Raw genomic sequence first — 25,079 nt, 5'->3', positions numbered from 1 at the left:
GTATGGGGATCGGGACATCCGTCATCGGCATTTCGTCCGGCGGCTCTCGACCGCCGGCGAGCAGCCGGCCGCCGCATGCAGCGGACGACGAGTGGAATTTTCGAGCGCCGGGCTGAACGGGACGTTCTGCCGCCGGTGGGCGCTCTGTTTGAGGGGCTTGATCGCAATATGGACGGGCAAATCGCTCAGGAAGCGCTGTCGGCCGCAGGTTCGGTTTCCCTCTGGGACCTGTTCTGGCAGGCGGGCTTCGTCGTCAAGCTGGTGATGATCGGGCTGCTGGCCGCCTCGATCTGGTCGTGGGCGATCATCATCGACAAGACCATGCGCTACGGCGCCTTCCGCCGCCAGCTCAACCGCTTCGAGAGCCACTTCTGGTCCGGCCAGTCGCTGGAAGAGCTCTATCACACGCTGTCGGAGCGCCGCACCAACGGCATGGGCGCGCTGTTCGTCGCCGCCATGCGCGAGTGGAAGAAGTCCTTCGAGAAGGGCGCGCGCTCGCCGATCGGCCTGCAGGCGCGCATCGAGAAGGCGATGGACGTGACGCTGGCCCGCGAGATGGACAATCTGGAATCGCGTCTCGGCTTCCTCGCCACGGTCGGCTCGGCTGCGCCCTTCGTCGGCCTGTTCGGCACGGTGATCGGCATCATGACGTCGTTTCAGGCGATCGCCGGCTCGCAGCAGACGAGCCTTGCGGTCGTCGCGCCGGGCATTGCCGAAGCGCTGCTGGCGACGGCGATCGGCCTCGTCGCGGCGATCCCCGCCGTCGTCGCCTACAACAAGCTGTCGGCCGATGCCGGCAAGCTCGGCATGCGGCTCGAAGCCTTCGCCGACGAGTTTTCCGCCATCCTGTCGCGGCAGATCGACGAGAAGCTGACGCAGCCTCGCTGAGCCGCGAAAGCGCCTGCCGCGCCGCCGGATGTGACACGAGCCAGGTTCGCTTGAGAGCCGCTGGAAGGGAATTGAGCCATGGGAATGTCGGTCGGCAGTTCCGGCGCCAGGCGCTCGCGTCGCGGCCGTTCGCGCCGTGCCCCGATGAGCGAGATCAACGTCACGCCGATGGTCGACGTGATGCTGGTGCTGCTCATCATCTTCATGGTGGCGGCGCCCATGCTGACCGTCGGCGTGCCGATCGAACTGCCGAAGACCCAGGCCAAGGCGCTGAACTCCGAGACCCAGCCGATCACCATCTCGGTCAATTCCAAGGGCGAGGTCTACATCAACGACACCGAGATCGCCGTCGAGGAAGTGGTGCCGAAGCTCGAGCAGATCGCCAAGACCGGCTACCAGGAGCGGATCTTCGTGAAGGGCGACCGGTCGGCCGACTACGGCACGGTGATGCAGGTGATGGGCCGCATCAACGCCGCCGGCTTCAAGAACATCGGTCTCGTCACCGATCAGGACAACAAGGCGTGAGCCGCGCGAGCCCAAGATGAGATCCGGCGTCGTCGTCTCCACCATTCTGCATGTCGCGGTCCTCACCTGGGGACTGTGGTCGCTGGGCGCGCCAGAGCCGCTGCAGGTGGCGAATGTCGACTCGCTGCCGGTCGAGCTCGTCCCGATCGAGGAATATTCGCAGTCGCTGGTCGGCAAGAAGGACGCGCCGGTCACCGAGACGCCGTCCCCGGATCCGACGAAGCAGCCGGCGGTGAACGACGACGCGCAGAATGTCGGCGAGAACTCCGTCGATCTCGAATCCCCGCCGACGCCGACCGAGCGCGAAAAGGCCGTCGAGCAGACCGCCGCCCCTGCCGCCTCCGAGCCGCCGCCTTCGCCCGAGCCGGCGCCCGAGGAGACGCCGGTGCCGGACGCCGTGCCGACGCCGCGACCCGAGCCCGCACCGCAGCCGCAGGAGACGGCCGCGCCGTCCGAGCCCGCCCCGGCCGAACCGGCGCCGCAGGAGGCCGACCCGATCGAGGAGGCGATCGCCACCGCCGAGCCGCAGCCGCAGCCCGAGCAGCAACAGCCGGAAAAGCCGGCGCCGAAACCCGAGGCGGTCGCCTCGCTTCCGGACGCCGGGCCGGTGCCGCAGGCGCGCCCGACCCCGCCGAAGCCTCGCCCGACCGAGACGAAGAAGCCGGAAAAGCCGGCCGACAAGCCGACGCGGCAGGCGCAGGAGGACAGCGAGTTCGATCCGGACAAGATCGCCGCGCTGCTCAACAAGGAAAAATCCGCCGGCGGCGGTGCCAAGCGCACGCAGCAGCAGGCGTCCCTCGGCGGCGAACGCAAGACAGGCGGCAAGCTCTCCCAGAGCGAGCTCGACGCGCTGCGTGGCCAGGTCAGCCAGTGCTGGTCGCCGCCGGCCGGCGTTTCCGAGGCCGGCTCCTTGCGGGTGACGATCCGCATGCGGCTCGATCCCTCCGGCGGGCTGGAAGGCCGGCCCGAGATCGTCGACGGCGGCGGGTCCGGCATCGCGCGGGCCGCGGCCGAGGCGGCGCTGCGCGCGGTGATCCGCTGCGCGCCCTATACGCTGCCGGCGGAGAAATACGACACCTGGTCGGAAGTTCTGCTCAATTTCGATCCGAGCCAGATGCTCTGACCGGCACCGAATACGCCCCGTTGCCATGAAAATTCCCGAAAGTGACCTAGTAAGGGCGACTGGGAAAGGTCCGGCAGGGCGGGGCGGAACCAGAACACCCGGACCCTGAAGGTTCCGTCAGGCCGGCCGGAGGGGCCGGCGCGGAGCCCGGTCCGGGGGAAGGCGGCCGATCGTTCGCAGCGTTCGGCCGATCCGAGAATCATCAGCACGGCCGCCCTCGGGGCGGTGAGACACGGCTGCTCAAGAGGGGAAATTCCACTCATGCCTACCATCGTCATGCGCCTTTGCGCGGCCGTCCTGGTGCTTGCCGGCGCGGTTGCCGCCGCGACGCCCGCCGCCGCCGTCGTCGAACTCGACATCACGCAGGGCAACGTCCAGCCGCTGCCGATCGCCATCGCCGACTTCCAGTCGAATGACGGCCTCGGCCAGAAGATCTCCGACGTCGTCTCGGCCGATCTGAAGCGCTCCGGCCTGTTCGCACCGATCGCCAAGGCGGCCTTCATCCAGAAGGGGCTCGGGCCGGATGTCAGCCCGAACTTCCAGGACTGGACGGTGATCAACGCCCAGGCGCTCGTCGTCGGCCGCGTCTCGCCGGAGGCGGACGGCCGGCTGCGGGTCGAGTTCCGCCTGTGGGACACCGTTGCCGGGCAGCAGATGGACGGCCAGCAGTTCTACACCAATCCGGACAACTGGCGCCGCGTCGGCCACATCATCGCCGATGCGATCTACGAGCGGATCACCGGCGAGAAGGGCTATTTCGACAGCCGCGTCGTCTTCGTCGCCGAGAGCGGCGACAAGGCCAACCGTGTCAAGCGCCTCGCCATCATGGACCAGGACGGCGCCAATGTGCGCTATCTGACCGACGGCCGCGACCTCGTCCTCACCCCGCGGTTTTCGCCGAACCGCCAGGAAATTACCTACATGTCCTTCGGCAACGGCGAGCCGCGGGTCTATCTCCTGCAGCTCGAGACCGGCCAGCGGGAGATCGTCGGCAACTTCCCGGGCATGACCTTCTCGCCGCGCTTCTCGCCGGACGGGCAGAAGGTGATCATGAGCCTGCAGCAGAACGGCAATGCCAACATCTATGCGATGGACCTTCGCTCGCGGGCGACGACGCGGCTGACCGCGACGACGGCCATCGACACCTCGCCGTCCTTCTCGCCGGACGGCACCCGCATCGTCTTCGAATCCGACCGCGGCGGCCGCCAGCAGCTCTACACGATGAATGGCGACGGCTCGAACCAGCAGCGCATCTCCTTCGGCGACGGCACCTATTCGACGCCGGTCTGGTCGCCGCGCGGCGATCTCATCGCCTTCACCAAGCAGACCGGCGGCCAGTTCCAGATCGGCGTCATGCGCCCCGATGGTTCCGGCGAGCGGATCCTCACCTCGGGCTTCCACAACGAAGGCCCGACCTGGGCGCCGAACGGCCGCGTACTGATGTATTTCAGCGACCAGAAGGGCGCCGGCGGTCCGCAGCTCCACTCGATCGACCTCACCGGCTATAACGAGCAGACCATTCCGACGCCGGGCTATGCGTCGGATCCGGCCTGGTCGCCGCTGCTCGACTGATCGACCCTCTCTCTCTTCCTGCCAGACGCCGGGGCGGCATCCGCCCCGGCGCTTTTCTCTCGCAGGCGATCGCACCCGTCCCAGCCCGACGCAAGCCTCGCGGCATAAACCTCTCGGATGTTGCACGAACGCATCAGCCGCTAGGGAAACGTGTTCGCGGGGAGGCAAATCGTCAGCTTTCCGCACTCTTTGCCAAAAGGCTGCCGCGACGGCGGAAAACAATCGATTTTACCGGCCGTTAAGCTTGGACGTGGTAAGCCGTCGGTTACGAAAAAACCCCTGATTTGAAGGAGTTCGCCATGCTGAGCATGGTCTCTCACAGCAATGGCCGCATCGCCTTCGCCCTCCTGGCCGGCCTCCTCATCGCCGGCTGCGCGAGCAAGAAGGACGGCCTGCCCGACAGCGCCGCCGGCCTCGGCCTCGGCGGCGCCGGCGTTGGTAACGTCACCCCCGGCTCGCCCCAGGACTTCACGGTCAATGTCGGCGATCGGATCTTCTTCGACACCGACTCTTCCAGCATCAACGCCCCGAGCCAGCAGACTCTGCAGCGCCAGGCGCAGTGGCTGAACCAGAACCGGCAGTATGCGATCACCATCGAGGGTCACGCCGACGAGCGCGGCACCCGCGAGTACAACCTCGCCCTCGGTGCCCGCCGCGCCGCCGCCACCCGCGACTACCTCACGCAGCTCGGCGTTCCGGCGAGCCGGATGCGCACCATCTCCTACGGCAAGGAGCGGCCGGTCGCCGTCTGCGACGACATCTCCTGCTGGTCGCAGAACCGCCGCGCCGTCACCGTCCTCGGCGGCCCGTCGAGCTGACCGGCGAGCATCGCCGCGGCACCTCCCGCGGCGCCTGACAGGTTCAACGGCCCGTTCGCCGTTCCGCTCGCCGCGGGACGGTGGGCGGGCCGTCAAACTTTGGCCGAACTCGCTCGTTCCAAACTTGTCTGAGAATTCCGGCCGCGCCACATTGCCCTTCTCCCTCGATGACGATCTCCGGGGAAAGCAACGGCGCGTCCGATCTTCAGGCGCGCCCAGTGGATTGAATTTGACATCTGAGCCCCGATCGAGATCGAGGTGGCATCAGATGTCGGGATCGAACCACCAGGTGGTTCGGGCGAGGGGAACGAATGGTGACGAAAGTGACGATGCTCCGCCGCGGCATGGCGGCTGCGGCCATGCTGGCTCTGTTGATGCCGGCGGGGGCCTCGGCCTTCGACCTGCCGGGCGTCTTCGGCGGATCGGATCGGTCCGCCGCTGAGACCGGGATTCCGGTGCAAGCGGCGGGAACGCCGCAGCGGGCCGACGAGGGCCGGCCGGTGAGGCTCGCCCAGGCGAGCGACATGGTGGTGCGGCTCAACCAGCTCGAGGAAGAGGTCCGGCGGCTGAACGGCCGGGTCGAGGAGCTGAGCTTCCAGCTCCTGCAGGCCCAGGAGGACATGCGCAAGTACCGCGAGGATTCCGAGTTCCGGTTCCAGCAGCTGGAAGGCGGTGGCTCTGCTCCTGCATCATCGTCCTCCGGCCAGCAGCGCGGCGATGCCGGCACCTCTGCCCCCGCGACCGGCGACACCTCGAGCGCTGCGGCGAGCAGCGACGACAATATCGGCAATCTCCTCTCCGGCGGTCTCGACACGTCGGGACTCGACGGCTCGTCCTCGCAAGGGGCGACTACGGGGGGGGCGACGGCAGGCGCTTCGCAGTCCGCGGCCGACTCCTCGACCGTCGCCAGCATCGAGGCGAACGGCCCGCGCGAGATGTATGATCTTGCCTACAACTACCTCCTCGCCGGCGACTATCAGAAGGCCGAGCAGTCCTTCCGCCAGTATTCCCAGACCTATCCGAGCGCCAAGGATGCGCCGGACGCCGAATACTGGCTCGGCGAGAGCCTTTTCCAGCAGAAGAAATATGCCGACGCCGCCGAAGTCTTCCTCGATGCGCAGAAGTCGCATCCGAAGAACGCCAAGGCGCCCGACATGATGCTGAAGCTCGGCATGTCGCTCGCCAAGCTCAACAATCGCGACACGGCCTGCGTGACCTACAAGGAGGTCGCCCGCCGCTATCCGCAGATGAGCGACAACGTCCGGCGCAAGCTGAAGGACGAAGAGAAGGCGGCAAACTGCTGAGCCGCCCGTCGGCAGGAACCGGAAATGCGCCGGCGGCCCGCCCCCGGCAGAAGACGGGGCGCGATGACGCCTCGAAGACCCGCCTCGCCGACGCCATCGCGGCCCTCTACGCATCGGCCGATCGCCGCCTTTCCCCCATCGGCGGCATTCTTCTCGCCGTTTCCGGCGGTCCCGACTCCCTCGCGCTTCTCATTGCCGCTTCTGCTTGGAAGCGCTCCGCCGGCCAGGCCGCGCCGGAGATCCGCGTCGCCACCGTCGACCATCGCCTGCGGCCGGAATCTGCCGCCGAAGCCGCATTCGTCGCCGAACTCGCCAGCCGCTGCGGCTTGCCCCATGAGACGCTCGTCTGGCCCGGCTGGGACGGCGCCGGCAACCTGTCCGCCAGCGCCCGCGAGGCCCGCTACGAGCTGCTCGTCAGCCATGCGCGGCGCCACGATCTCGGCCTGGTCCTCACCGGCCATCACCATGACGACGATGTCGAAACCCATCTGATCCGCAGAGAGAACGGCGCCGATCTCTTCGGCCGGGCCGGCATGCGGCCGCTGCGCTGGCTGGGTCCCGACGTCCTCCTCGGCCGGCCCTTTCTCGATCTGCCGCGCGAGATGCTGGCGACGGTTGTCGCTGCGGAGGGCATCGCCCCCGTCGACGACCCGAGCAACCGCGACCCAGCCTATGACCGCGCGCGCATCCGCCTTGCCCTTGGCGAGGATGCGAAACTCCGAGCGAAGGCCGCCCGCGATCTTGCCCGCTGCAAGGAGGCGCGCCGGCGGGGTGAGGGGGCGCTCGCGGGTCTCCTTGCGGATCTGGAAACCACCGGCCGGTTGCGCTGCGACGGCGGCGGCGCGGTCGTCCTCGATCACACGGCGCTTTCCGACATTTCCGATCGCTGTGCCGGCCATCTCCTGTCGCGCGCCATCGTCGCAGTCTCGGGACGTGCCGAGCCGCCGTCTCGCGCGCAGATCCGCGATCTCCTCGGCTGGTTGCGCGCTGCGGCCATCGGGGCGGACCGCTCAGGCAATGAGGGGGCGAGGGGAACGCGGTCGCTGGGCGGCGCCCTCGTCGCCATCGAGGGGCGGGAGATCGTCTTGATGCGCGAGTTCGGCCGAACCGGCATCCCGGCTTTGCCGCTGGCTTTGGCCGAGCCCTTGCGCCGGGGCTTCGCGCCGGAAATGGCAGCGCCGGTTCTCTCCGACGGCCGTGCCGTCGTTGATGCAGGATCCTGGACTGGGTTCGCGGGCGCGCGCATCGTCGCGCTCGGCTCGCTCGGGCTCGGCGGCAGGCGCATCCGCTGCCTGCCGGTCGTCGTCGACGGGGCGGGGCGACCACGTGCCGCGGCACACGCGGCGAGGGCGCGGCTCGCACCCGGCATCGCGCCGCTCCCGCTGCGTTTCCTGACGCGGCGTCGCCTCTGGCGCGACCTCTTTGACGAAGAGGCCTAACACCTCCCTCACCATGATCGGAGCGACGCCCCGCTTTTTGCCGCAAATTCCGGCCAATGTGTTGGCAAGGGGGCAGCTAACACTTATCTTCGCAGGGCTCGCGATCCGGGCGCATCCGCCGACTCAGGAACAGTGATGAACCAGAACTTTCGAAACTTCGCGCTGTGGGCGATCATCGCCCTGCTCTTGATCGCGCTCTTCCAGCTGTTTTCGAACGGCACCCAAAGCAGCAATTCGCGCGAAATTCCCTATTCGCTCTTCCTGTCGGACGTCGACAGCGGCCGCATCCAGTCGGTCAACATCCAGGGTCAGCGGATCACCGGCAAGTACGGCGACAGCTCGACGAGCTTCCAGACCTACGCGCCGGAAGACCCGCAGCTGGTCTCGCGCCTCGAGGGCAAGAACGTCCAGATCAACGCCAGCCCGCCGGGCGACAACACCAATCCGATCTGGTCGATGCTGCTCTCCTTCGGTCCGATCCTGCTGATCCTCGCCGTCTGGATCTTCCTGATGCGGCAGATGCAGGGCGGTGCCGGCGGCAAGGCGATGGGCTTCGGCAAGTCCAAGGCGAAGCTTCTCACCGAGGCCCATGGCCGCGTCACCTTCGCCGACGTCGCCGGTGTCGACGAGGCCAAGGAAGACCTCGAGGAGATCGTCGAGTTCCTGCGCGAGCCGCAGAAGTTCCAGCGCCTCGGCGGCAAGATCCCGCGCGGCGTGCTGCTCGTCGGCCCTCCGGGCACCGGCAAGACGCTGCTCGCCCGCTCGGTCGCCGGCGAGGCCAATGTGCCGTTCTTCACCATTTCGGGCTCTGACTTCGTCGAGATGTTCGTCGGCGTCGGTGCGTCGCGTGTCCGCGACATGTTCGAGCAGGCGAAGAAGAACTCGCCTTGCATCATCTTCATCGACGAGATCGACGCCGTCGGTCGCCATCGCGGCGCGGGCCTTGGCGGCGGCAATGACGAGCGCGAGCAGACGCTGAACCAGCTGCTGGTCGAGATGGACGGCTTCGAGGCCAATGAGGGCATCATCCTCATCGCCGCGACCAACCGGCCCGACGTGCTCGACCCGGCGCTCTTGCGTCCCGGCCGCTTCGACCGCCAGGTCGTGGTGCCGAATCCGGACTTCACCGGCCGCGAGAAGATCCTTAAGGTCCATGTCCGCAACGTTCCTCTGGCGCCGAATGTCGATCTGAAGACGATCGCCCGCGGCACGCCCGGCTTTTCCGGCGCCGATCTCGCCAACCTCGTCAACGAGGCTGCCCTGATGGCGGCGCGGCGTTCCAAGCGTCTCGTGACCATGCTCGAATTCGAGGACGCCAAGGACAAGGTCATGATGGGCGCCGAGCGCCGGTCGATGGCCATGACCGAGGAAGAGAAGAAGCTGACGGCCTATCACGAGGCCGGCCACGCCCTTGTCGGCATCCACGAACCGTTCAACGATCCGCTGCACAAGGTGACGATCATCCCGCGCGGCCGCGCCCTCGGCGTGACGATGAACCTGCCGGAGCGCGACCGCTACGGCATGCGCAAGAACGAGATGGAGGCGCGCCTCGCGATGATCTTCGGCGGCCGCGCCGCCGAGGAGATCATCTACGGCCACGACAACGTCACCACCGGCGCCTCCAACGACATCCAGCAGGCGACCAACATGTCGCGGGCGATGGTCATGGAATACGGCATGAGCGACAAGCTCGGCCGGCTGCGCTACAAGCAGAACCAGGACGAGGTCTTCCTCGGCCATTCGGTGGCGCAGCAGCAGAACATGTCGGAGGAGACGGCGCGGCTGATCGATTCCGAGGTCCGGCAGATCATCGAGACCGCCGAGAACAAGGCGCGCAAGATCCTCACCGATCACATCGACGAGCTGCATCTCCTCGCCAAGGCGTTGCTCGAATACGAAACCCTGTCGGGCGACGAGGTCCATGACCTCCTGGCCGGGCGGCCGCTGACGCGGGACATGGGCGACGACACGCCGCCCTCGCGCGGCTCGGCGGTGCCGAAGGCCGGCTCTCAGCGGCCGGCCCGCGGCGACGGCCTCGAGCCGCAGCCGACCTGACCGAAAGGCTGGGTGGCAGACAGGAAATGGCGGCCCTCGGGTCGCCTTTTCTTTGCCTGCCGATTTAACCTTGCCGTGAGGATCGCCGGCGTCTGCGGTTGATCAGGGCGGCGCGTGGCGGCATGGATGACAGAGCCTGACGGCATTTCGCCCGCGACGGATACCCCGCGGGCAGCCGCGCCCCCGGCACGCAACGATCGAACGATTGGGGAACTGATGGCCAAGAGCTACTTCGGCACCGACGGCATCCGCGGCACCGCCAACCGTCATCCGATGACCGCCGAAGTGGCGATGAAGGTCGGCATGGCGGCCGGCATCGTCTTCAGGCGCGGCAAGCACCGTCACCGCGTCGTCATCGGCAAGGACACCCGCCGCTCCAGCTACATGATCGAGAACGCCATGGTCGCGGGCTTCACCGCCGCCGGCGTCGACGTCTTCCTGCTCGGCCCGATGCCGACGCCGGCGGTCGCCATGCTGACACGGTCGCTCAGGGCCGACATCGGCGTGATGATCTCCGCCTCGCACAATCCGTTTCAGGACAACGGCATCAAGCTGTTCGGCCCGGACGGCTACAAGCTCTCCGACGACATCGAGGCGGCGATCGCCGCCCTCATCGACGAGGACCTCTCGGGGCGCATGCCGACCGGCGCCGAGATCGGCCGGGCGAAGCGCGTCGACGGCGACATCTACCGCTACATCGAATTCGCCAAGCGGACCCTGCCGCGCGAACTGTCCCTCGAAGGCATGCGGATCGCCATCGACTGCGCCAACGGCGCCGGCTACCGCGTCGCGCCGGAGGTGCTGTGGGAGCTCGGTGCCGAGATCGTCAAGATCGGCGTCGAGCCGGACGGCCTCAACATCAACAGCGACTGCGGCTCCACCGCGCCGGACGCGCTGATCGCCAAGGTGCGGGAGGTGAGGGCGGATATCGGCATTGCCCTCGACGGCGACGCCGACCGGGTGCTCATCGTCGACGAGAAGGGCGACATCGTCGACGGCGACCAGCTGATGGCGGTGATCGCCGAGAGCTGGGCGGACGACGGCCGGCTCGCCGCCGGCGGCATCGTCGCCACCATCATGTCCAATCTCGGCCTCGAGCGCTTCCTCGAAGCCAAGAAGCTGCAACTCGCCCGCACCAAGGTCGGCGACCGCTACGTCGTCGAGCACATGCGCCAGCACGGCTACAATGTCGGCGGCGAGCAGTCCGGCCACATCATCCTGTCGGACTTCGCCACCACCGGCGACGGCCTCGTCTCGGCGCTGCAGATCCTCGCCGTCGTGCGGCGCAGGGGCGGCCCGGTCTCCGAGGTCTGCAGGCGCTTCGAGCCGGTTCCGCAGGTTCTGAAGAACGTCCGCTTCCGCAGCGGCGAGCCGCTGCAGAAGAATCTCGTGCAGGACGCCATCGCCACCGGTCGCGACAGGCTCGGCAATGCCGGGCGGCTGGTGATCCGCCCCTCCGGCACCGAGCCGCTGATCCGGGTGATGGCCGAGGGCGACGACGCCACATTGGTTAACGCCGTCGTCGACGACATCGTCGGTGCGCTCACCGAAGCGGCCGCCTGACGCACCGCGAGCGCCGCGATGACGGCGCCGCGTTTCGCCTGAAACTGTTGGTTCGCAGCAATCGTTGTCCCGGTTTTACTGGGCAGGACTGCCGCAACGCCCGCAACGGCGATCTATTCGGTGCCGGCTATAGTAAACAATTTATGTTTTTAAACCTTCCGTTAACCACTCCCGTTTACCGTCTTCGCGAGGTCACCCAATCCGGTGACGCCATTCGCACCGACCTCAACGGAGACGTTAACAATGAAGAAGATGCTTATGACGACCGTCGCCGCCATCGGTGCATGGTCGATGGTCGTTCCGGCCAACGCCGCCGACATCATCGAGGAACCCGTCTATGTGGCGCCGCCGGCGCCGGCGGTCGTCCAGACTTCCGGTTGGTATCTGCGCGGCGACATCGGCTATAACTTCAAGTCCAAGACCGACGGCCACTACGACTTCTACAATGTCGGCTTCGGCAATGACGGCGTCGACAACACCGAATTCTACGACGACATCTCGCTGAAGGGCTCGGCGAATTTCGGCATCGGTGTCGGCTACCGCGTCACCGACCACTTCCGCACCGATCTGACGGTCGACTATTTCCGCACCGGCGTCGAAGGCTCCAGCCGCTGCGGCTATCTGGTCGAGATCGGCTACGGCCTCGATCCGGTCAACAACAACTGCCGCTACGACGACTCCAGCCACGCCTCGGTCTGGACGGCGATGGCCAATGCCTATGTCGACATCGGCACCTATGGCCGCATCACCCCCTATATCGGCGCGGGCCTTGGCTTCGCCCACGTCAAATATGACGACATGGAGAACGAGATCTCCTGCGGCGGCGGCCTCTGCGGCACCGAGACCGAGATCTATCACGGCACCCATCCGGGCGAGTCGTCCTGGCGCTTCGCCTCCTCGCTGATGGCCGGCGCCAGCGTCGACATCACCGACCAGCTGAAGTTCGACGCCGGCTACAAGTATACCCGCATCGCCAAGGGCGACGCCTATGGCTATGACGACGCCGATCGCGCCGCCGGCGCCGATGGCGTCCAGGGCAAGGACCACGGCTTCAACATCCACACGGTCCGCGCCGGCCTGCGCTACGAGTTCGGCGGTGCCGGCTTCGGCAAGGGCAAGGAGCCCGCGCCGCTCTACACCGCGCAGGACACGGTCTATTCCGAGCCGGCTCCGGTCTACAAGTAAGACGGCGCGAAGCCGGCAGCCGTCGCCTGGAGGGGAGTGGCTGCGGGTCGATGATCGCCGAAATCAAGGGAACGCCCGCCCGGCCTGAAGCCGCGGCGGGCGTGTCCCGTTCTGGCGAGGGCGGCAATGCGCTTCTGGCAGATATGTGTCTTGCCGATGCTGCCTCAGCGCGAGGCGACCCGGTCCGGCCGCCGCCGACGACCGGCAAACAGCCGGCCGCGACGGCGCCGCTTCGGCGCGTCCTCGTCGATCACCGCGCCGGTATCCTCGCCGTCCGGCATCTTCTCCACCGCATGCAGCGCCGGCCGCGGCTTCACCAGCGGCTCGGGGGTCACCACGTGGGTCGTCATCATGTCGCTGCCGGCATAGATGCCCTCGGCCTCCTGCAGCTTCAGCCGGGCATTGTCGCGGTTGCGGACGTCCTCGACGATGCGGCTCGCCAGTTCCTCCTCGACGCCGAGGGCGCCGATCGTCGCGCCGCCGAAGGAGAGGGCGGATTCCACCGTCTCGCGGATCTCGTAGTCGACGCCGCGGGCCCTCAGCGACAAAGCGTGGGTGCGATCGTAGGAGCGCACGAAGAGCCGCACATTGGGAAATTCCGAACGGATCATGTCGACCACCCGATCGGTCGTCTCGCGCTTGTTGGTGCAGACCGCGACGAGGCCCGCCTTGCGGATGCCGGCGGCTTCCAGGACGTCCTTGCGCACGCCCGAGCCGAAATAGATGCGGAAACCGAAGCGCTCGGCCGTGCGGATCCTGTCGACGGAACTGTCGAGGATGGTGACGTCGATGCCGCTCGACAGAAGCACCTGGGCGACGATCTGGCCGAAGCGCGAGAAGCCGACCAAGAGCACTTCCGATCCGGCGCCGTCGAAGTCCTCGTCCATCACCTCCTCGGCGTCCGAACGGTCGATCACCCGGCCGAGCCAGGTGGCGAGCGGCGTCAGCACCATGGACAGGGTGACGATGGCGACGAGGACCGAGGAGGTCTCGCCGGGAAAGATGCTCTCCGCCGCCGCCGCCGAGAACAGGACGAAGCCGAACTCGCCGGCCTGGGAGAGCAGCGCCGCCACCCGCAGCGACAGGCCGCGGCTCTCGCCGAACAGCCGGCAGACGCCGTAGATCAGCCCGGCCTTGACGATCATCATCATCGGCGCGACGGCGAGGATGATCGGCCAGGAATTTTCCAGCACCTTCAGGTCGATCGACAGGCCGACGCCGATGAAGAACAGGCCGAGAAGCAGGCCGCGGAACGGCTCGATATTGGCCTCGAGCTCGTGGCGGTAGGAGGAGTCGGCGAGGAAGATGCCGGCGATGAAGGCGCCCATCGCCATCGAGAAGCCGGCCAACTGCATCAGCATCGCCGAGCCGAGCACCACGAACAGCGCCGCGCCGAGCATCACCTCCCGCGCCCCTGCCGAAGCCATCACCCGGAACAGCGGGTTGAGCAGGAAGCGGCCGACGACGACCAGGGCGGCGACGGCGGCGAGCGACAGGACGACCTGCTGCGGATCGATCCGGGTATCCTCGCCGCCTGGCGAGAGGAACGGCAGCACCGCCAGCAGCGGCACCACGGCGAGATCCTGGAAGAGCAGCACCGAAAAGGCCGCCTGGCCCTGCTTGGTGTTGGTTTCACCGGCCTCGTCGAGGAGCTGCATGCCGAAGGCGGTCGACGACAGCGCCAGGCCGAAGCCGACGACGATCGCCGCGGAAAGGCTGAGGCCGACGGCGAATCGCCCGATCAGGGCGAGCAGGATGCCGCTCACCATCACCTGGGCGAGGCCGATGCCGAAGATCTGCCGCCGCATCGCCCAGAGCCGGTCGATCTTGAGCTCGAGGCCGATGACGAACAGCAGGAAGACGACGCCGAGTTCGCCGACCGAAAGAATTTCCTTGCCTTCGCCGATCAGCCGGAGCACCGGTCCGAGCACGATGCCGGCCGCGAGATAGCCGAGCACCGTGCCGAGGCCGATCCGCTTGAACAGGGTGCCGGCGACGATTCCGCCGCCGAGCAGCAGGATCACCTCCAGGAAAATGGCGTTCGATCCGTGTTCCACTGCCGGGCACTCGTTCCTATCTCAGGGGCACTCGCCCATTGCTGCCGGCTCGGGGTTCGGCGGCGACTGCGGGTGACTTGCGTTATATGCGCTGCACAATAAATAGTCTCACGAAAAAGAGCTTTAGGCGAAACGATGAACGATGACACGAGGCGGCTGACCGAGACTGCCGGACGACTGATCGCGGCAGCGAAAAAGGCCGGGGCAGACGCCGCCGACGCGGCGGTTGTCCGCTCGCTCGGGCGCTCGGTGGATGTCAGGCTCGGCAAGGTCGAGGACACCGAGAGTTCCGAGAGCGAGGATCTGGCGCTGCGCGTCTTCGTCGGACGGAGGGTCGCAACCGTGTCGGCCGACGTCAATGCCGATATGGATCGTCTCGCCGAGCGCGCGGTGGCGATGGCAAAGGTGTCACCCGAGGATCGCTACGCCTCGCTGGCGCCGAAGGAGCGGCTGGCGCCGGACGACGGGCCGGATCTCGACCTCTACGACCCAACGACGCTCGCCAGCGAGACGATGGTCGAGGAGGCGCTCGCCCTCGAGGAGGCCGCAAGGGCGGTGTCCGGCGTGACGAATTCCGGCGGCGCGTCGGTCTCGGCCGGGGCGAGCGGCCTCGTCCTGGTAACCTCCGGCGGTTTTGCCGGGTCGAAGATGCGCTCCGGCTTTGGCCGCTCGGTTAGCGTCATCGCCGGCGAGGGCACGGCGATGGAGCGCGACTACGACTTCGATTCGCGCATCCATTACGGCGATCTCGACGCCCCGGAGGCGATCGGTCGCAGGGCCGGCGAGCGCACCGTGCGCCGGCTGAACGCCGGCAAGGTGCCGACCGGCAGCTATCCGATCGTCTTCGATCCGCGGGTCGCCCGCGGCCTCATCGGCAGCCTCGTCAGCGCCATCAACGGCGCGGCGATCGCCCGCAAGACCAGCTTCCTGATGGACAAGATGGGCGAACTCGTGCTGCCGGAGAGCGTCACCATCCTCGACGAGCCGCTTTTGCCGCGGCGCGCCGGCTCGCGCGCCTTCGACGGCGAGGGCGTGCGCGGCGAGGCGATGGCGCTGGTCGAGAACGGCGTCCTCAAGACCTGGCTGCTCGATACCGCCACCGCGAACGAGCTCGGCCTTTCGACCAACGGCCGGGCTGCCCGCTCCTCCGGCGGTGTCTCGCCCTCGGCGAGCAACGTCTCGGTCAGCCCCGGCCGGCTGACGCCCGAAGAACTCATCGCCGAGACCGGCAACGGCATCTATGTCCACGAGCTGATCGGTCAGGGCGTCAATCTCGTCACCGGTGACTACAGCCGCGGCGCCACCGGCTTCCTGATCGAGAACGGTGAACTCACCCGCCCTGTCTCCGAGTTCACCGTCGCCGGCAATCTGAAGGAGATGCTGCTCGGGCTGACCCTTGCCGACGATCTCGACACCCGCTTCTCGCTCGTTGCGCCGACGCTGCGCGTCGAGCGGATGACCGTCGCGGGGCACTGATTTGGGAAACGCCCCTCAGGCCAGCCTTTCGGACGACCTTTCGCTGCTGCTCGAAGCGGCGCGGCGGGCAGGCGAGGTCGCGCTCGGCTATTTCCGGGCCGATCCGAAGGTCTGGTACAAGCATGGCAACTCGCCGGTCAGCGAGGCCGACTATGCCGCCGACCGCGCCCTGAAGGAAACGCTCATCGGCGCGCGGCCCGGCTATGGCTGGATCTCGGAGGAAATGGACGCCTCGGAACGCACTGCCGATAGCTGCGAGCGGGTCTTCGTCGTCGATCCGATCGACGGGACGCGGGCCTTCCTGCGCGGCGAGGACGTCTGGTGCGTCTCCGTCGCCGTGCTCGAGGCGGGCGTTCCCGTCGCCGGCGTCATCGACGTGCCGGCCCGCGGCGAGATCTTCGTGGCGACAGCCGACGGCCCTGCGCTCCTCAATGGCGAGACGTGCTCGGTCGGCATTGTCGGGGAGGCGGATGCGATGCGCCTGTCGCTTCCCGATTCGATCCGCCAAAAGCTCGCTCCCGCCGATCGCGGCTCGGTCGACGCGGTGCCGGCGGTTCCCTCGCTCGCCTATCGCCTCGCCCTCGTCGCCAGCGGCCGCCTCGACGGAACGCTGGTGCGGCCGCGGGCGAACGACTGGGACGTCGCCGCCGCCGATCTCATCCTCGAACGGGCCGGCGGCATCTTCTGCGACGTCGAGGGCGAGCCCTGGCGCTATGGCGTCGAGGCGTCGGCGCGTGGCATCATGGTGGCCGGCCCCCTTGGCGTCGCGCCGCGTTTGCGCGATATCGCGAGGCATCTCGCCGCCTGACCGCGACGTGGAACCTCACCCCGGACGCTAGACAGGACACCCGTCATGCAGGAAGAAAAACCCAAGCAGCTGCTTCACCTGGTCTTCGGAGGCGAACTCTCCGACGTCTCCGGCGTCCAGTTCAAGGATCTCGAAAGCCTTGATATCGTCGGAATTTTCCCTGATTACGCCTCGGCGCTCGCCGCCTGGCGCGGCAAGGCGCAGCAAACCGTCGACAACGCCGCGATGCGCTATTTCATCGTGCATATGCACAGGTTGCTCGACCCGCAGACGTGAACGAATACGAAAGGGTCGACGTGTCGCGTACCGTGTCGGACGAGGAGTTTTCCGCAAGCGGACCGATCGCGCGCACCGATTCCGCCCCGGTTGTCCGGCCGAAGAAGCGTCGCGGCAAGAAGCGCGGCTTCTGGCGGGGGCTGATGCGCTCGCCGGCCGCCGTCGCGGCGATCGGCAACACCGTCTACGGGCTTTTGCGCTTCGTCCATGCCACGCAGCGGCCGGTCGCCGGTTCCTCGGACTTCTACCGCATCCTGCACGAGCGCCATCCGGCGATCGTCGGGCTGTGGCATGGCCAGCACCTGCTGGCGCCGTTCTTCAGGCCGCGGGACCTGCCCTATGCCGCACTCCTGTCGCGCAGCGCCGACGCCGAGATCAACGCCCATGTGGTCGAGGCCTTCGGCATCTCGACCGTGCGCGGCTCCGGCGGCCGCGGCATCGACAAGCGCACCAAGAAGAAGGGCGGCGCCAGAGCCCTCGTTGCCATGCGTCGGCTGCTCGGCATGAGAACCGGCATCTGCATGATCGCCGACGTCCCGAAAGGCACCGCCCGCGAGGCGGGGCTCGGCATCGTGACGCTGGCGAAGATCTCCGGCCGGCCGATCATCCCGGCAGCGGCGGTCACCAGCCGGCACCGTGTCGTCGCCGGGGCCTGGGACAAGGCCCGCGTGCCGCTGCCCTTCGGCCGCATCGCCGTGGTGATGGGCGAGCCGGTGTTCGTGCCGGCCGATGCCGACGCCGCGCTGCTTGAGGAGAAGCGCGCCGAGGTGACGGCGGCGATCGAGGCGGCCAACCGGGCCGCCGAGCGGCTGGTCGGGACGCTGTCGTGAGCGACCTGATGACCAGAGGCGCCTTCGTCGCCTACCGTCTCGCCGGGGTCTTCGCCTATCCGTTTCTGCGGCCCTATGTCGGTTGGCGGGTCTCCCGCGGCAAGGAGGACAGGCAGCGCCTCAAGGAACGCTACGGCTTTGCCGGCCGGCCGCGGCCGGAGGCAGGTCCCCTCGTCTGGGTGCATGCGGCGAGCGTCGGCGAGAGCCTCGCGGTGATGCCGCTGGTGCGGGCGATCGCCGAGGACGGCATCGCAGTGGTAATGACCACCGGCACCATGAGCTCGGCAAAGCTCGTCGAGGATCGGCTCGCCGATTGCGTCATCCACCAATATGTCCCGCTCGACGTGAAGCCGGCGGTCCGGCGGTTTCTGAAGCACTGGCAGCCGGATCTGGCGATCGTTGCGGAAAGCGAGATCTGGCCGCTGACCATCCACGAACTGGCGACCCGGCGCATCCCGCAGATCCTCGTCAATGCCCGGCTGTCCGACCGCTCCTACCAGCGCTGGAAGTCGAAGCCGCGCCTCGCCGAGGCGCTGTTTGAAACCTTCGCCCATGTCGTCGCTCAGTCCGACGTCGACGGCGAGCGGTACCGCCTGCTCGGCGCGCCGGCGGTGACGGTGGCGGGCAATCTCAAGGCAGACGCCGAGCCGCTCCCGGTCGATGCCGAGGCGCTCGATGCGCTTTCGGCGGCGCTCGGCGGGCGTCCGCGATTTGCGGCGATCTCGACCCATCCCGGCGAGGAGGAGATCGTCGCGGCGGTGCACGCCCAGCTGAAATGGCGGCACGAGGGGCTCGTCACCATCATCGTGCCGCGCCATCCCGATCGCGGCGACGCCATCGCCAGGACGCTCGGCGACAAGGGCCTGGTCGTGAAGCGCCGCAGCCTCGGCGAGCTACCCGACGCCGGCACCGACATCTATCTCGGCGACACGATGGGTGAACTCGGCGTCTATCTGCGGCTCACCGACATCACCTTCGTCGGCAAGTCGATCACCGGCCAGGGCGGCCAGAACCCGATCGAGGCGGCGATGCTGGCGACCGGCATCCTGACCGGCCGCTTCGTGCAGAATTTCCGCGACACCTATCAGCGGCTGCTGCGGAACGGCGGGGCCCGCATCGTCCGCGACACCGACAGCCTCGCCGCCCAGATCGACGGACTGCTGGTCGATCCGATCCAGCGCATGGCGATGTCGCGGGCGGCGCTGAAGTCGGTCGGCGAGATGCGGGGCGCGCTGGAGCGCACCCATGCGGCGCTCGATCCCTTCCTGCATCCGCTGCGCCTGTCGGTCAGTCTGGAACGGCGCAACCGCGCCGGCAATGGCCGGTGACGGGAGCCAGGGTGAAAGCGCGGGCCCCGTCCTTCTGGTGGCAGGAGCCTTCGGTGCCCTCGCGCATGCTCGCTCCCTTGGCCGGGCTCTACGGCGCTGCGGCGGGGCGCAACCTTTCGCGCGGCGAGCGGACCGCCTTCGACCTGCCGGTGCTCTGCATCGGCAATTTCACCGCCGGCGGTGGGGGCAAGACGCCGACGGCGCTGGCGCTCGGCCAGGCGGCGCTGGCGGCGGGGCGCCGACCGGGCTTCGTCTCACGCGGTCATGGCCGCCGGGCGCGAAGGGCGATGATCGTCGATCCTGACCGCCACGGTGTGCGCGAGGTCGGCGACGAGCCGCTGCTCCTGGCAAAGGTGGCGCCGACCGCCGTCGCGGCGAACCGGGCGGCGGCGCTGGCGCTCTTGTCGTCCGAGCACGACATCGACTTCGTCATCATGGATGACGGCTTCCAGAGCCAGCGGCTGAAGATCGACTTCGCGCTGATCGCCCTCGACGCGCGGCGCGGCATCGGCAATGGCCGGGTCATTCCGGCGGGGCCGCTGCGGGCGCCGCTCACCGACCAGATCGCCCATGCCGACGCGCTGCTGGTGATCGGCGACGGGGAGGCGGCGAGCCGGCCGCTGCGGATGATGGCGCGGGCCGGCCGGCCGATCTTTTCGGCGCGGCTGGTGCCGAAATCGCGGCAGATCCTGATCGGCGAGCGGCTGCTTGCCTTTGCCGGCATCGCCGACCCTGAAAAGTTCTACGCCTCGCTCGCCGAGCTCGGGGCGGAAGTCGCCGAGACCCGGGACTTTCCCGACCATCACGGCTTTACCGACAGCGAACTCTACGATCTCACCGAGACCGCGGCGCGCGAAGGCCTGATCCTGACGACGACGGCGAAGGACGCCGTCAGGCTTGCGACCGGCAGCGAGGCGGCGCGGGAATTTGCCGGAAACTGCGCGGTGCTCGACGTGGCGCTGGAATTTTCATCACCCGCCCAGGCCGAGCGCATCATCCGCGAGACCCTCGCCGCCTTCGAGCGGCGGCGGTGGGCGCCGAGGACCTGACGCCTTTTCGAAAGACGGCAAAGCCGCGGCCTTTCAGGCCTTGCGCATCTCGATCTCGCGCTTGAAGGCGGTGGCCGCGTCGGCATAGGGCTCTTGGCGCTCGACGCTCCAATATTTCAACAGATCGAGGGGGATCGCTTCGCCGGAGACGGCGCAGCGCACATAGGACCCGGCCCGAATGACCTGGAAGTCGGGGGTGCCGTAGCGCAGCTTCGCCTCACCGGAATTTTCGAAACGGTTCATGTCGTCCTCGGATCGGATGCGGCTTCCCGCCGGCCGGGCGGCGGCGCGAAATTCGAAGCGGCACTACGCCCTTCGCGGCGGAAAATCAAACCGCTACCGGCGGCCGAACAGCTTCTCGATGTCGGCAAGGCCGAGCTCGATGAAGGTCGGCCGGCCGTGGTTGCACTGGCTTGCCGAGGGCGTGCGCTCCATCTCGCGCAGCAGCGCGTTCATCTCGTCGAGCTTGAGGACGCGGCCGGAACGCACCGAGCCATGACAGGCGATGGTCGCGGCGACATGGTCGATCCGGCTCTTCACCGAATCCTTCGTGCCGAATTCGGCGAGCTCGTCGGCAAGGTCGCGCACCAGCTTCTGGATGTCGGTCTGGCCGAGGATGGCCGGGGTCTCCCTGACGGCGATCGCGGCGGGGCCGAAGCGCTCGAGATGCAGGCCGAGGGCGGCGAGATCGGCGGCATTCTCCGCCAGCCGCTCGGCGTCGTCGGCCGAAAGATCGACGATCTCCGGAATGAGCAGCATCTGCGAGGCCAGCGCCTTGCCGTGCAGCGCCTCCTTCAATGCCTCGTAGACGAGCCGCTCGTGGGCGGCGTGCTGGTCGACGATGACGAGGCCCTTGTCGGTCTCGGCGACGATGTAGTTGCCGTGGAGCTGCGCCCGCGCCGCGCCGAGGGGAAAGTCTTCCGCCGGCTGCGTCTCGCCGCTCGTCGCGATAACGGGGCTCGCCGCGCCGGCCTCATAGGTCACGGCGTCCTCATCAAGGCCGTTCGGCCTGAAGCCTGCGTCGGAGGCGGCAGTGCCGCGCTCCAGCGTCGCGGTCTCCGATCGAGGCGCCAGGGGCCGGTAGGGCGAGGCACCGGCGTCGAAGGGCGTCTGCCGGGGCGCCGCAAAGCCGCCGGGGGCAAAGCCCTCGAAGCGGCGCGGCGCCGGGGTGACCTCGCCGGCCTTGGCGCGCATGCGGGCGAGGATGCCCGCCGTCCCCTCGCTGGACGAGCGCAGCCCTGCCTCGGCAAAGGCCTGGCGCAGCGCCCCGACGATCAGCCCGCGCACGAGGCCGGGATCGCGAAACCGGACGTCGGCCTTGGCCGGATGGACATTGACGTCAACAAGAGCGGGATCGAGGGTGATGAACAGGACGGCGACCGGGTGGCGGTCCTTGGCCATCACGTCGGCATAGCCGCCCCTGAGCGCCGAGACCAGCATCTTGTCGCGCACCGGTCGGCCGTTGACGAAGAGGAACTGCTGCAGCGAATTGCCGCGCGAATAGGTCGGCAGGCCGGCAAGGCCCGACAGCCGGATATCCTCGCGGGCCGCGTCGATCGCAACGGCATTGCCGGTGAAGTCGCCGCCGACCACCTGGGCGATCCGCTCGGCCATGTCGCGGGCCGCCTCGAACACCGTCGCCGTGCGGTCCGGCCCGGAAATCTCGAAGCGCACCTCCGGCTCGGCGAGGGCGAGCCGCCTGACGACGTCGGTGATCGCCGAGGATTCCGCCCGCTCGCTCTTGAGAAACTTCAGCCGCGCCGGCACCGAATGGAAGAGATCGCGCACCTCGACGACGGTGCCGCGGGAAAGCGCGGTCGGCCGTGGCCCGTCGCAATGGCCGTGATCGACGGCGATCTCGAAGGCCTCGCCGGCGCCGGCGGCGCGCGAGCGCAGCGACAGCCTGGCGACGGAGCCGATCGAGGGCAGCGCCTCGCCCCGGAAACCGAGGGTGGCGATCTCCTCGAGGCCGCCTGAAAGCTTCGAGGTGCAGTGGCGGCGCACGGCGAGGAGAAGCTCGCCTTCGGGAATGCCGCAGCCATCGTCGGTGACCCTGAGGAGGGTCTTGCCGCCGCCGGCTGTCGCGATCTCAATGCGGGTCGCGCCGGCGTCGATGGCGTTCTCGACCAGTTCCTTGACGACGCTCGCCGGCCGTTCGACCACCTCGCCGGCGGCGATCTGGTCGATCAGATGCTCGTCGAGCTGGACGATGGGCAAGGCTTGTCTCCGCTCCGCCGGGCGCGTCTGGCGCCGTCTGCCTGTCGCCTCGTTCTAGTCGAGTCGATCGGGGCCGGCAAACCATGGGCCATGGCCAAAGCGTTGCCGTGACGTGTTTTCCACCGGCAGGGGCAACGTCTCGGAGATCGACGATCGGATCGACGGCTCTTCAAATCATTCGCGGCTCGTGCCAAATTCCTCCCGCCGGGACTGCAACGAAGAAGCGCGGCCGGGCAGGGCGTATCCGATGGATGCGCGGTTGGGAGGACATCATGAAGACGATGAAGGGACCGGGGATCTTCCTCACCCAGTTTGCCGGCGATTCCGCGCCGTTCAACGACCTGAAGTTGATCGCCGGCTGGGCCGCCGGCCACGGCTACAAGGGCGTGCAGATCCCGACATGGGACGCCCGGCTGTTCGATCTGGCCAAGGCGGCGGAATCGAAAACCTATTGCGACGAGGTCGCCGGCATCTGCCGCGACGCCGGCGTCGAGATCACCGACCTTTCCACCCATCTCCAGGGCCAGCTCGTCGCCGTCCATCCAGCCTTCGACGAGGCCTTCGACGGCTTTGCGGCCCCCGAGGTGCGCGGCAATCCGAAGGCCCGGCAGGAATGGGCGGTGGGGCAGCTGAAGATGGCGGCGAAGGCGTCGGGCCATTTCGGCTTTTCGAGCCATGTGACCTTCCCGGGCGCGCTCGCCTGGCCGTTTCTCTATCCCTGGCCGCAGCGCCCGGCGGGCCTGATCGACACCGCTTTTGAAGAACTCGCCAGGCGCTGGGTGCCGATCCTGAACGCCTTCGATGAAGTCGGCTGCGACGTCGGCTACGAGATCCATCCCGGCGAGGACGTCTTCGACGGCGCGACCTTCGAGATGTTCCTCGAAGCCTGCGACGACCATCCACGCTGCCAGATCAACTACGACCCGTCGCATTTCGTCCTGCAGATGCTCGACTATGTCGACTTCATCGACATCTATCACGAGCGGATCTGCGCCTTTCACGTCAAGGACGCGGAGTTCAACCCGACCGGCCGGCAGGGCGTCTATTCCGGCTACCAGCCCTGGCTGAAACGGGCCGGGCGGTTCCGATCCCTCGGCGACGGGCAAGTGGATTTCGCCGCGATCTTTTCGAAGCTTGCCGAATACGACTACGACTCCTGGGCGGTCCTCGAATGGGAATGCGCCATCAAGGACGCCGAGCAGGGCGCCGCCGAGGGCGCGCCCTTCATCGCCAATCACATCATCACCGTCACCGAAAAGGCCTTCGACGATTTCGCCTCTGGTGGAACTGATGAGGCGGCGAACAAGCGCATGCTTGGCATTTCGGACTGAAGGGAGACGGCGATGGCCATCGAAGGACGCGGCGAGGGATTTTCCGGGCGCATTCGCCTCGGCATGGTCGGCGGCGGGCAGGGCGCCTTCATCGGCGGGGTTCATCGGATCGCCAGCCGCATCGACGACAAGTTCGAGCTCGTCGCCGGCGCACTCTCCTCGACGCCGGAAAAGGCGCTGGCCTCGGCGCGCGAGATCGGGCTCGATCCTGAGCGCAGCTACGGCTCCTACGAGGCGATGGCCGAGAAGGAAAAGGCAAGGGACGACGGCATCGAGGCTGTGGCGATCGTCACGCCGAACCACATGCATTTTCCGGTGGCGAAGACCTTCCTTCAGGCCGGCTTCCACGTCATCTGCGACAAGCCGATGACGACGACGCTGGCCGAGGCGAAGGAGCTTGCCGAGATCGCGAAGCGCTCGGGCAAGGTCTTCATCCTCACCCACAACTATACCGGCTATCCGATGATCCGCCAGGCGCGGGCGATGGTGGCGAATGGCGATCTCGGCAAGATCCGCGTCGTCGTCGCCGAATATGCCCAGGACTGGCTGGCGGAGCGCGCCGAGGACACCGGCTCGAAACAGGCCGGCTGGCGGGTCGATCCGGCAAAGGCCGGTGCGGGCGGGGCGATCGGCGACATCGGCACCCATGCCCACAATCTCGCCTGCTACGTGACCGGGTTGAGGGTCGAAAAACTTTCGGCGGATCTTTCGAGCTTCGTTTCCGGCCGCAAGCTCGACGACAACGCCTCGATGCTGCTGCGTTTTTCCGGCGGGGCGAAGGGCATGCTCTGGGCGAGCCAGGTCGCCGTCGGCAACGAGAACGGCCTGACATTGCGGGTCTATGGCGAGAGCGGCGGGCTCGAATGGGCGCAGGAAGAGCCGAACCGGCTCTGGTACACGCCGCTTGGGCAGGCCAAGCGCCTTCTCACCCGCGGCGGCGCCGGCGCCAATGCCGCGGCGGCGGCGGTCAGCCGCATTCCACCCGGCCATCCGGAAGGCTATCTGGAAGGCTTTGCGACGATCTATGCCGAGGCGGCCGAGTTGATCCGCGCCGCCTCCGATGGGCGCCCGCCGCCGGACGGCATCGCCCTGCCGACCATTGAGGACGGCGTCGACGGCCTCGCCTTCATCGAGGCCTGCGTCGCCTCGTCGAAAAAGGACGGCGCTTGGGTGACGCTTTGATCTCCGCTTTCCGCTCGCGTGAGGGAGGTATAGAGCTGCCGTCATCGAGATGG

Annotated in this window: 21 protein-coding genes; 18 read left to right on the top strand and 3 right to left on the bottom strand. The window is 67.8% G+C overall.

All coding sequences use genetic code 11. The features are described from left to right. The first annotated feature begins 168 nt into the window (after positions 1-168). From tolQ to E3C22_RS11345, 10 genes are all read left to right on the top strand, one after another. Positions 169-888 (top strand): protein TolQ, encoded by a 720-nt coding sequence (gene tolQ, locus E3C22_RS11390; RefSeq protein WP_167591762.1) that lies wholly within the window; start codon positions 169-171, stop codon positions 886-888. A 78-nt stretch (positions 889-966) separates the two neighbouring features. Beyond that, entirely contained in the window at positions 967-1,413 is a 447-nt protein-coding gene (gene tolR / locus E3C22_RS11385) for a protein TolR (protein ID WP_134762140.1), read from the top strand. Between the two features lie 16 nt (positions 1,414-1,429). After that, positions 1,430-2,536, top strand: a complete 1,107-nt coding sequence (locus E3C22_RS11380; RefSeq protein WP_134762139.1) for a hypothetical protein — start codon at positions 1,430-1,432, stop codon at positions 2,534-2,536. A 261-nt stretch (positions 2,537-2,797) separates the two neighbouring features. Further along, a complete protein-coding gene (gene tolB, locus E3C22_RS11375) occupies positions 2,798-4,108 on the top strand; it encodes a Tol-Pal system beta propeller repeat protein TolB (RefSeq protein WP_134762138.1) in 1,311 nt (436 codons plus the stop codon). Between the two features lie 299 nt (positions 4,109-4,407). Continuing rightward, positions 4,408-4,926 (top strand): peptidoglycan-associated lipoprotein Pal, encoded by a 519-nt coding sequence (pal, locus tag E3C22_RS11370; protein ID WP_134762137.1) that lies wholly within the window; start codon positions 4,408-4,410, stop codon positions 4,924-4,926. Between the two features lie 311 nt (positions 4,927-5,237). Next, the gene (gene ybgF / locus E3C22_RS11365; RefSeq protein WP_134762136.1) at positions 5,238-6,230 is read left to right on the top strand and encodes a tol-pal system protein YbgF; all 993 of its coding nucleotides are present in this window, start codon (positions 5,238-5,240) and stop codon (positions 6,228-6,230) included. Continuing rightward, positions 6,134-7,669: a tRNA lysidine(34) synthetase TilS gene (gene tilS / locus E3C22_RS11360; RefSeq protein ID WP_134762135.1), complete on the top strand. Its 1,536-nt coding sequence runs from the start codon at positions 6,134-6,136 to the stop codon at positions 7,667-7,669. The genes ybgF and tilS overlap by 97 nt, the downstream gene beginning before the upstream one ends. Positions 7,670-7,804: 135 nt before the next feature. Then, positions 7,805-9,724, top strand: a complete 1,920-nt coding sequence (gene ftsH / locus E3C22_RS11355; protein ID WP_134762134.1) for an ATP-dependent zinc metalloprotease FtsH — start codon at positions 7,805-7,807, stop codon at positions 9,722-9,724. A 216-nt stretch (positions 9,725-9,940) separates the two neighbouring features. After that, the gene (glmM, locus tag E3C22_RS11350) at positions 9,941-11,287 is read left to right on the top strand and encodes a phosphoglucosamine mutase (protein WP_134762133.1); all 1,347 of its coding nucleotides are present in this window, start codon (positions 9,941-9,943) and stop codon (positions 11,285-11,287) included. 243 nt (positions 11,288-11,530) lie between these two features. Then, positions 11,531-12,472 carry an outer membrane protein gene (locus E3C22_RS11345; RefSeq protein WP_245514932.1) on the top strand — a complete coding sequence of 314 codons (942 nt, stop codon included), beginning with the start codon at positions 11,531-11,533 and terminating at the stop codon, positions 12,470-12,472. 164 nt (positions 12,473-12,636) lie between these two features. Here E3C22_RS11345 and E3C22_RS11340 read toward each other — a convergent pair whose 3' ends face one another. Beyond that, positions 12,637-14,529, bottom strand: a complete 1,893-nt coding sequence (locus E3C22_RS11340) for a monovalent cation:proton antiporter-2 (CPA2) family protein (protein ID WP_134762132.1) — start codon at positions 14,527-14,529, stop codon at positions 12,637-12,639. A gap of 135 nt (positions 14,530-14,664) precedes the next feature. On the opposite strand from E3C22_RS11340, the gene E3C22_RS11335 reads away from it, so the two are divergent. From E3C22_RS11335 to lpxK, 6 genes are all read left to right on the top strand, one after another. Then, the gene (locus tag E3C22_RS11335) at positions 14,665-16,005 is read left to right on the top strand and encodes a TldD/PmbA family protein (protein ID WP_134762131.1); all 1,341 of its coding nucleotides are present in this window, start codon (positions 14,665-14,667) and stop codon (positions 16,003-16,005) included. 1 nt (position 16,006) lies between these two features. Further along, positions 16,007-16,813, top strand: a complete 807-nt coding sequence (locus E3C22_RS11330; RefSeq protein ID WP_134762130.1) for an inositol monophosphatase family protein — start codon at positions 16,007-16,009, stop codon at positions 16,811-16,813. A gap of 45 nt (positions 16,814-16,858) precedes the next feature. Beyond that, positions 16,859-17,089, top strand: a complete 231-nt coding sequence (locus E3C22_RS11325) for a DUF4170 domain-containing protein (RefSeq protein WP_134762129.1) — start codon at positions 16,859-16,861, stop codon at positions 17,087-17,089. Then, positions 17,086-17,919, top strand: coding sequence for a lysophospholipid acyltransferase family protein (locus E3C22_RS11320; RefSeq protein WP_245514930.1), 834 nt, complete (start codon positions 17,086-17,088; stop codon positions 17,917-17,919). The genes E3C22_RS11325 and E3C22_RS11320 overlap by 4 nt, the downstream gene beginning before the upstream one ends. Continuing rightward, complete coding sequence (gene waaA / locus E3C22_RS11315; RefSeq protein WP_425364971.1) at positions 17,916-19,247, top strand: lipid IV(A) 3-deoxy-D-manno-octulosonic acid transferase; 1,332 nt, start codon at positions 17,916-17,918, stop codon at positions 19,245-19,247. Before E3C22_RS11320 ends, waaA begins: the two co-directional genes overlap by 4 nt. Before the next feature lie 65 nt (positions 19,248-19,312). Then, a complete protein-coding gene (gene lpxK, locus E3C22_RS11310) occupies positions 19,313-20,296 on the top strand; it encodes a tetraacyldisaccharide 4'-kinase (RefSeq protein WP_425364976.1) in 984 nt (327 codons plus the stop codon). A gap of 33 nt (positions 20,297-20,329) precedes the next feature. Here lpxK and E3C22_RS11305 read toward each other — a convergent pair whose 3' ends face one another. Further along, entirely contained in the window at positions 20,330-20,539 is a 210-nt protein-coding gene (locus E3C22_RS11305; RefSeq protein WP_134762127.1) for a DUF2093 domain-containing protein, read from the bottom strand. 93 nt (positions 20,540-20,632) lie between these two features. After that, a complete protein-coding gene (gene mutL / locus E3C22_RS11300) occupies positions 20,633-22,513 on the bottom strand; it encodes a DNA mismatch repair endonuclease MutL (protein WP_134762126.1) in 1,881 nt (626 codons plus the stop codon). A 272-nt stretch (positions 22,514-22,785) separates the two neighbouring features. Here mutL and E3C22_RS11295 point away from each other — a divergent pair, with 272 nt between their 5' ends. Beyond that, positions 22,786-23,844 carry a sugar phosphate isomerase/epimerase family protein gene (locus tag E3C22_RS11295; RefSeq protein WP_206026942.1) on the top strand — a complete coding sequence of 353 codons (1,059 nt, stop codon included), beginning with the start codon at positions 22,786-22,788 and terminating at the stop codon, positions 23,842-23,844. A 12-nt stretch (positions 23,845-23,856) separates the two neighbouring features. Next, positions 23,857-25,026, top strand: coding sequence for a Gfo/Idh/MocA family protein (locus tag E3C22_RS11290; RefSeq protein WP_134762125.1), 1,170 nt, complete (start codon positions 23,857-23,859; stop codon positions 25,024-25,026). Positions 25,027-25,079: the final 53 nt, after the last annotated feature.

The sequence above is a fragment of the Jiella endophytica genome, assembly GCF_004519335.1.
Lineage (GTDB): Bacteria > Pseudomonadota > Alphaproteobacteria > Rhizobiales > Rhizobiaceae > Jiella > Jiella endophytica.
This window is presented reverse-complemented; position numbering and strand designations above follow the sequence as displayed.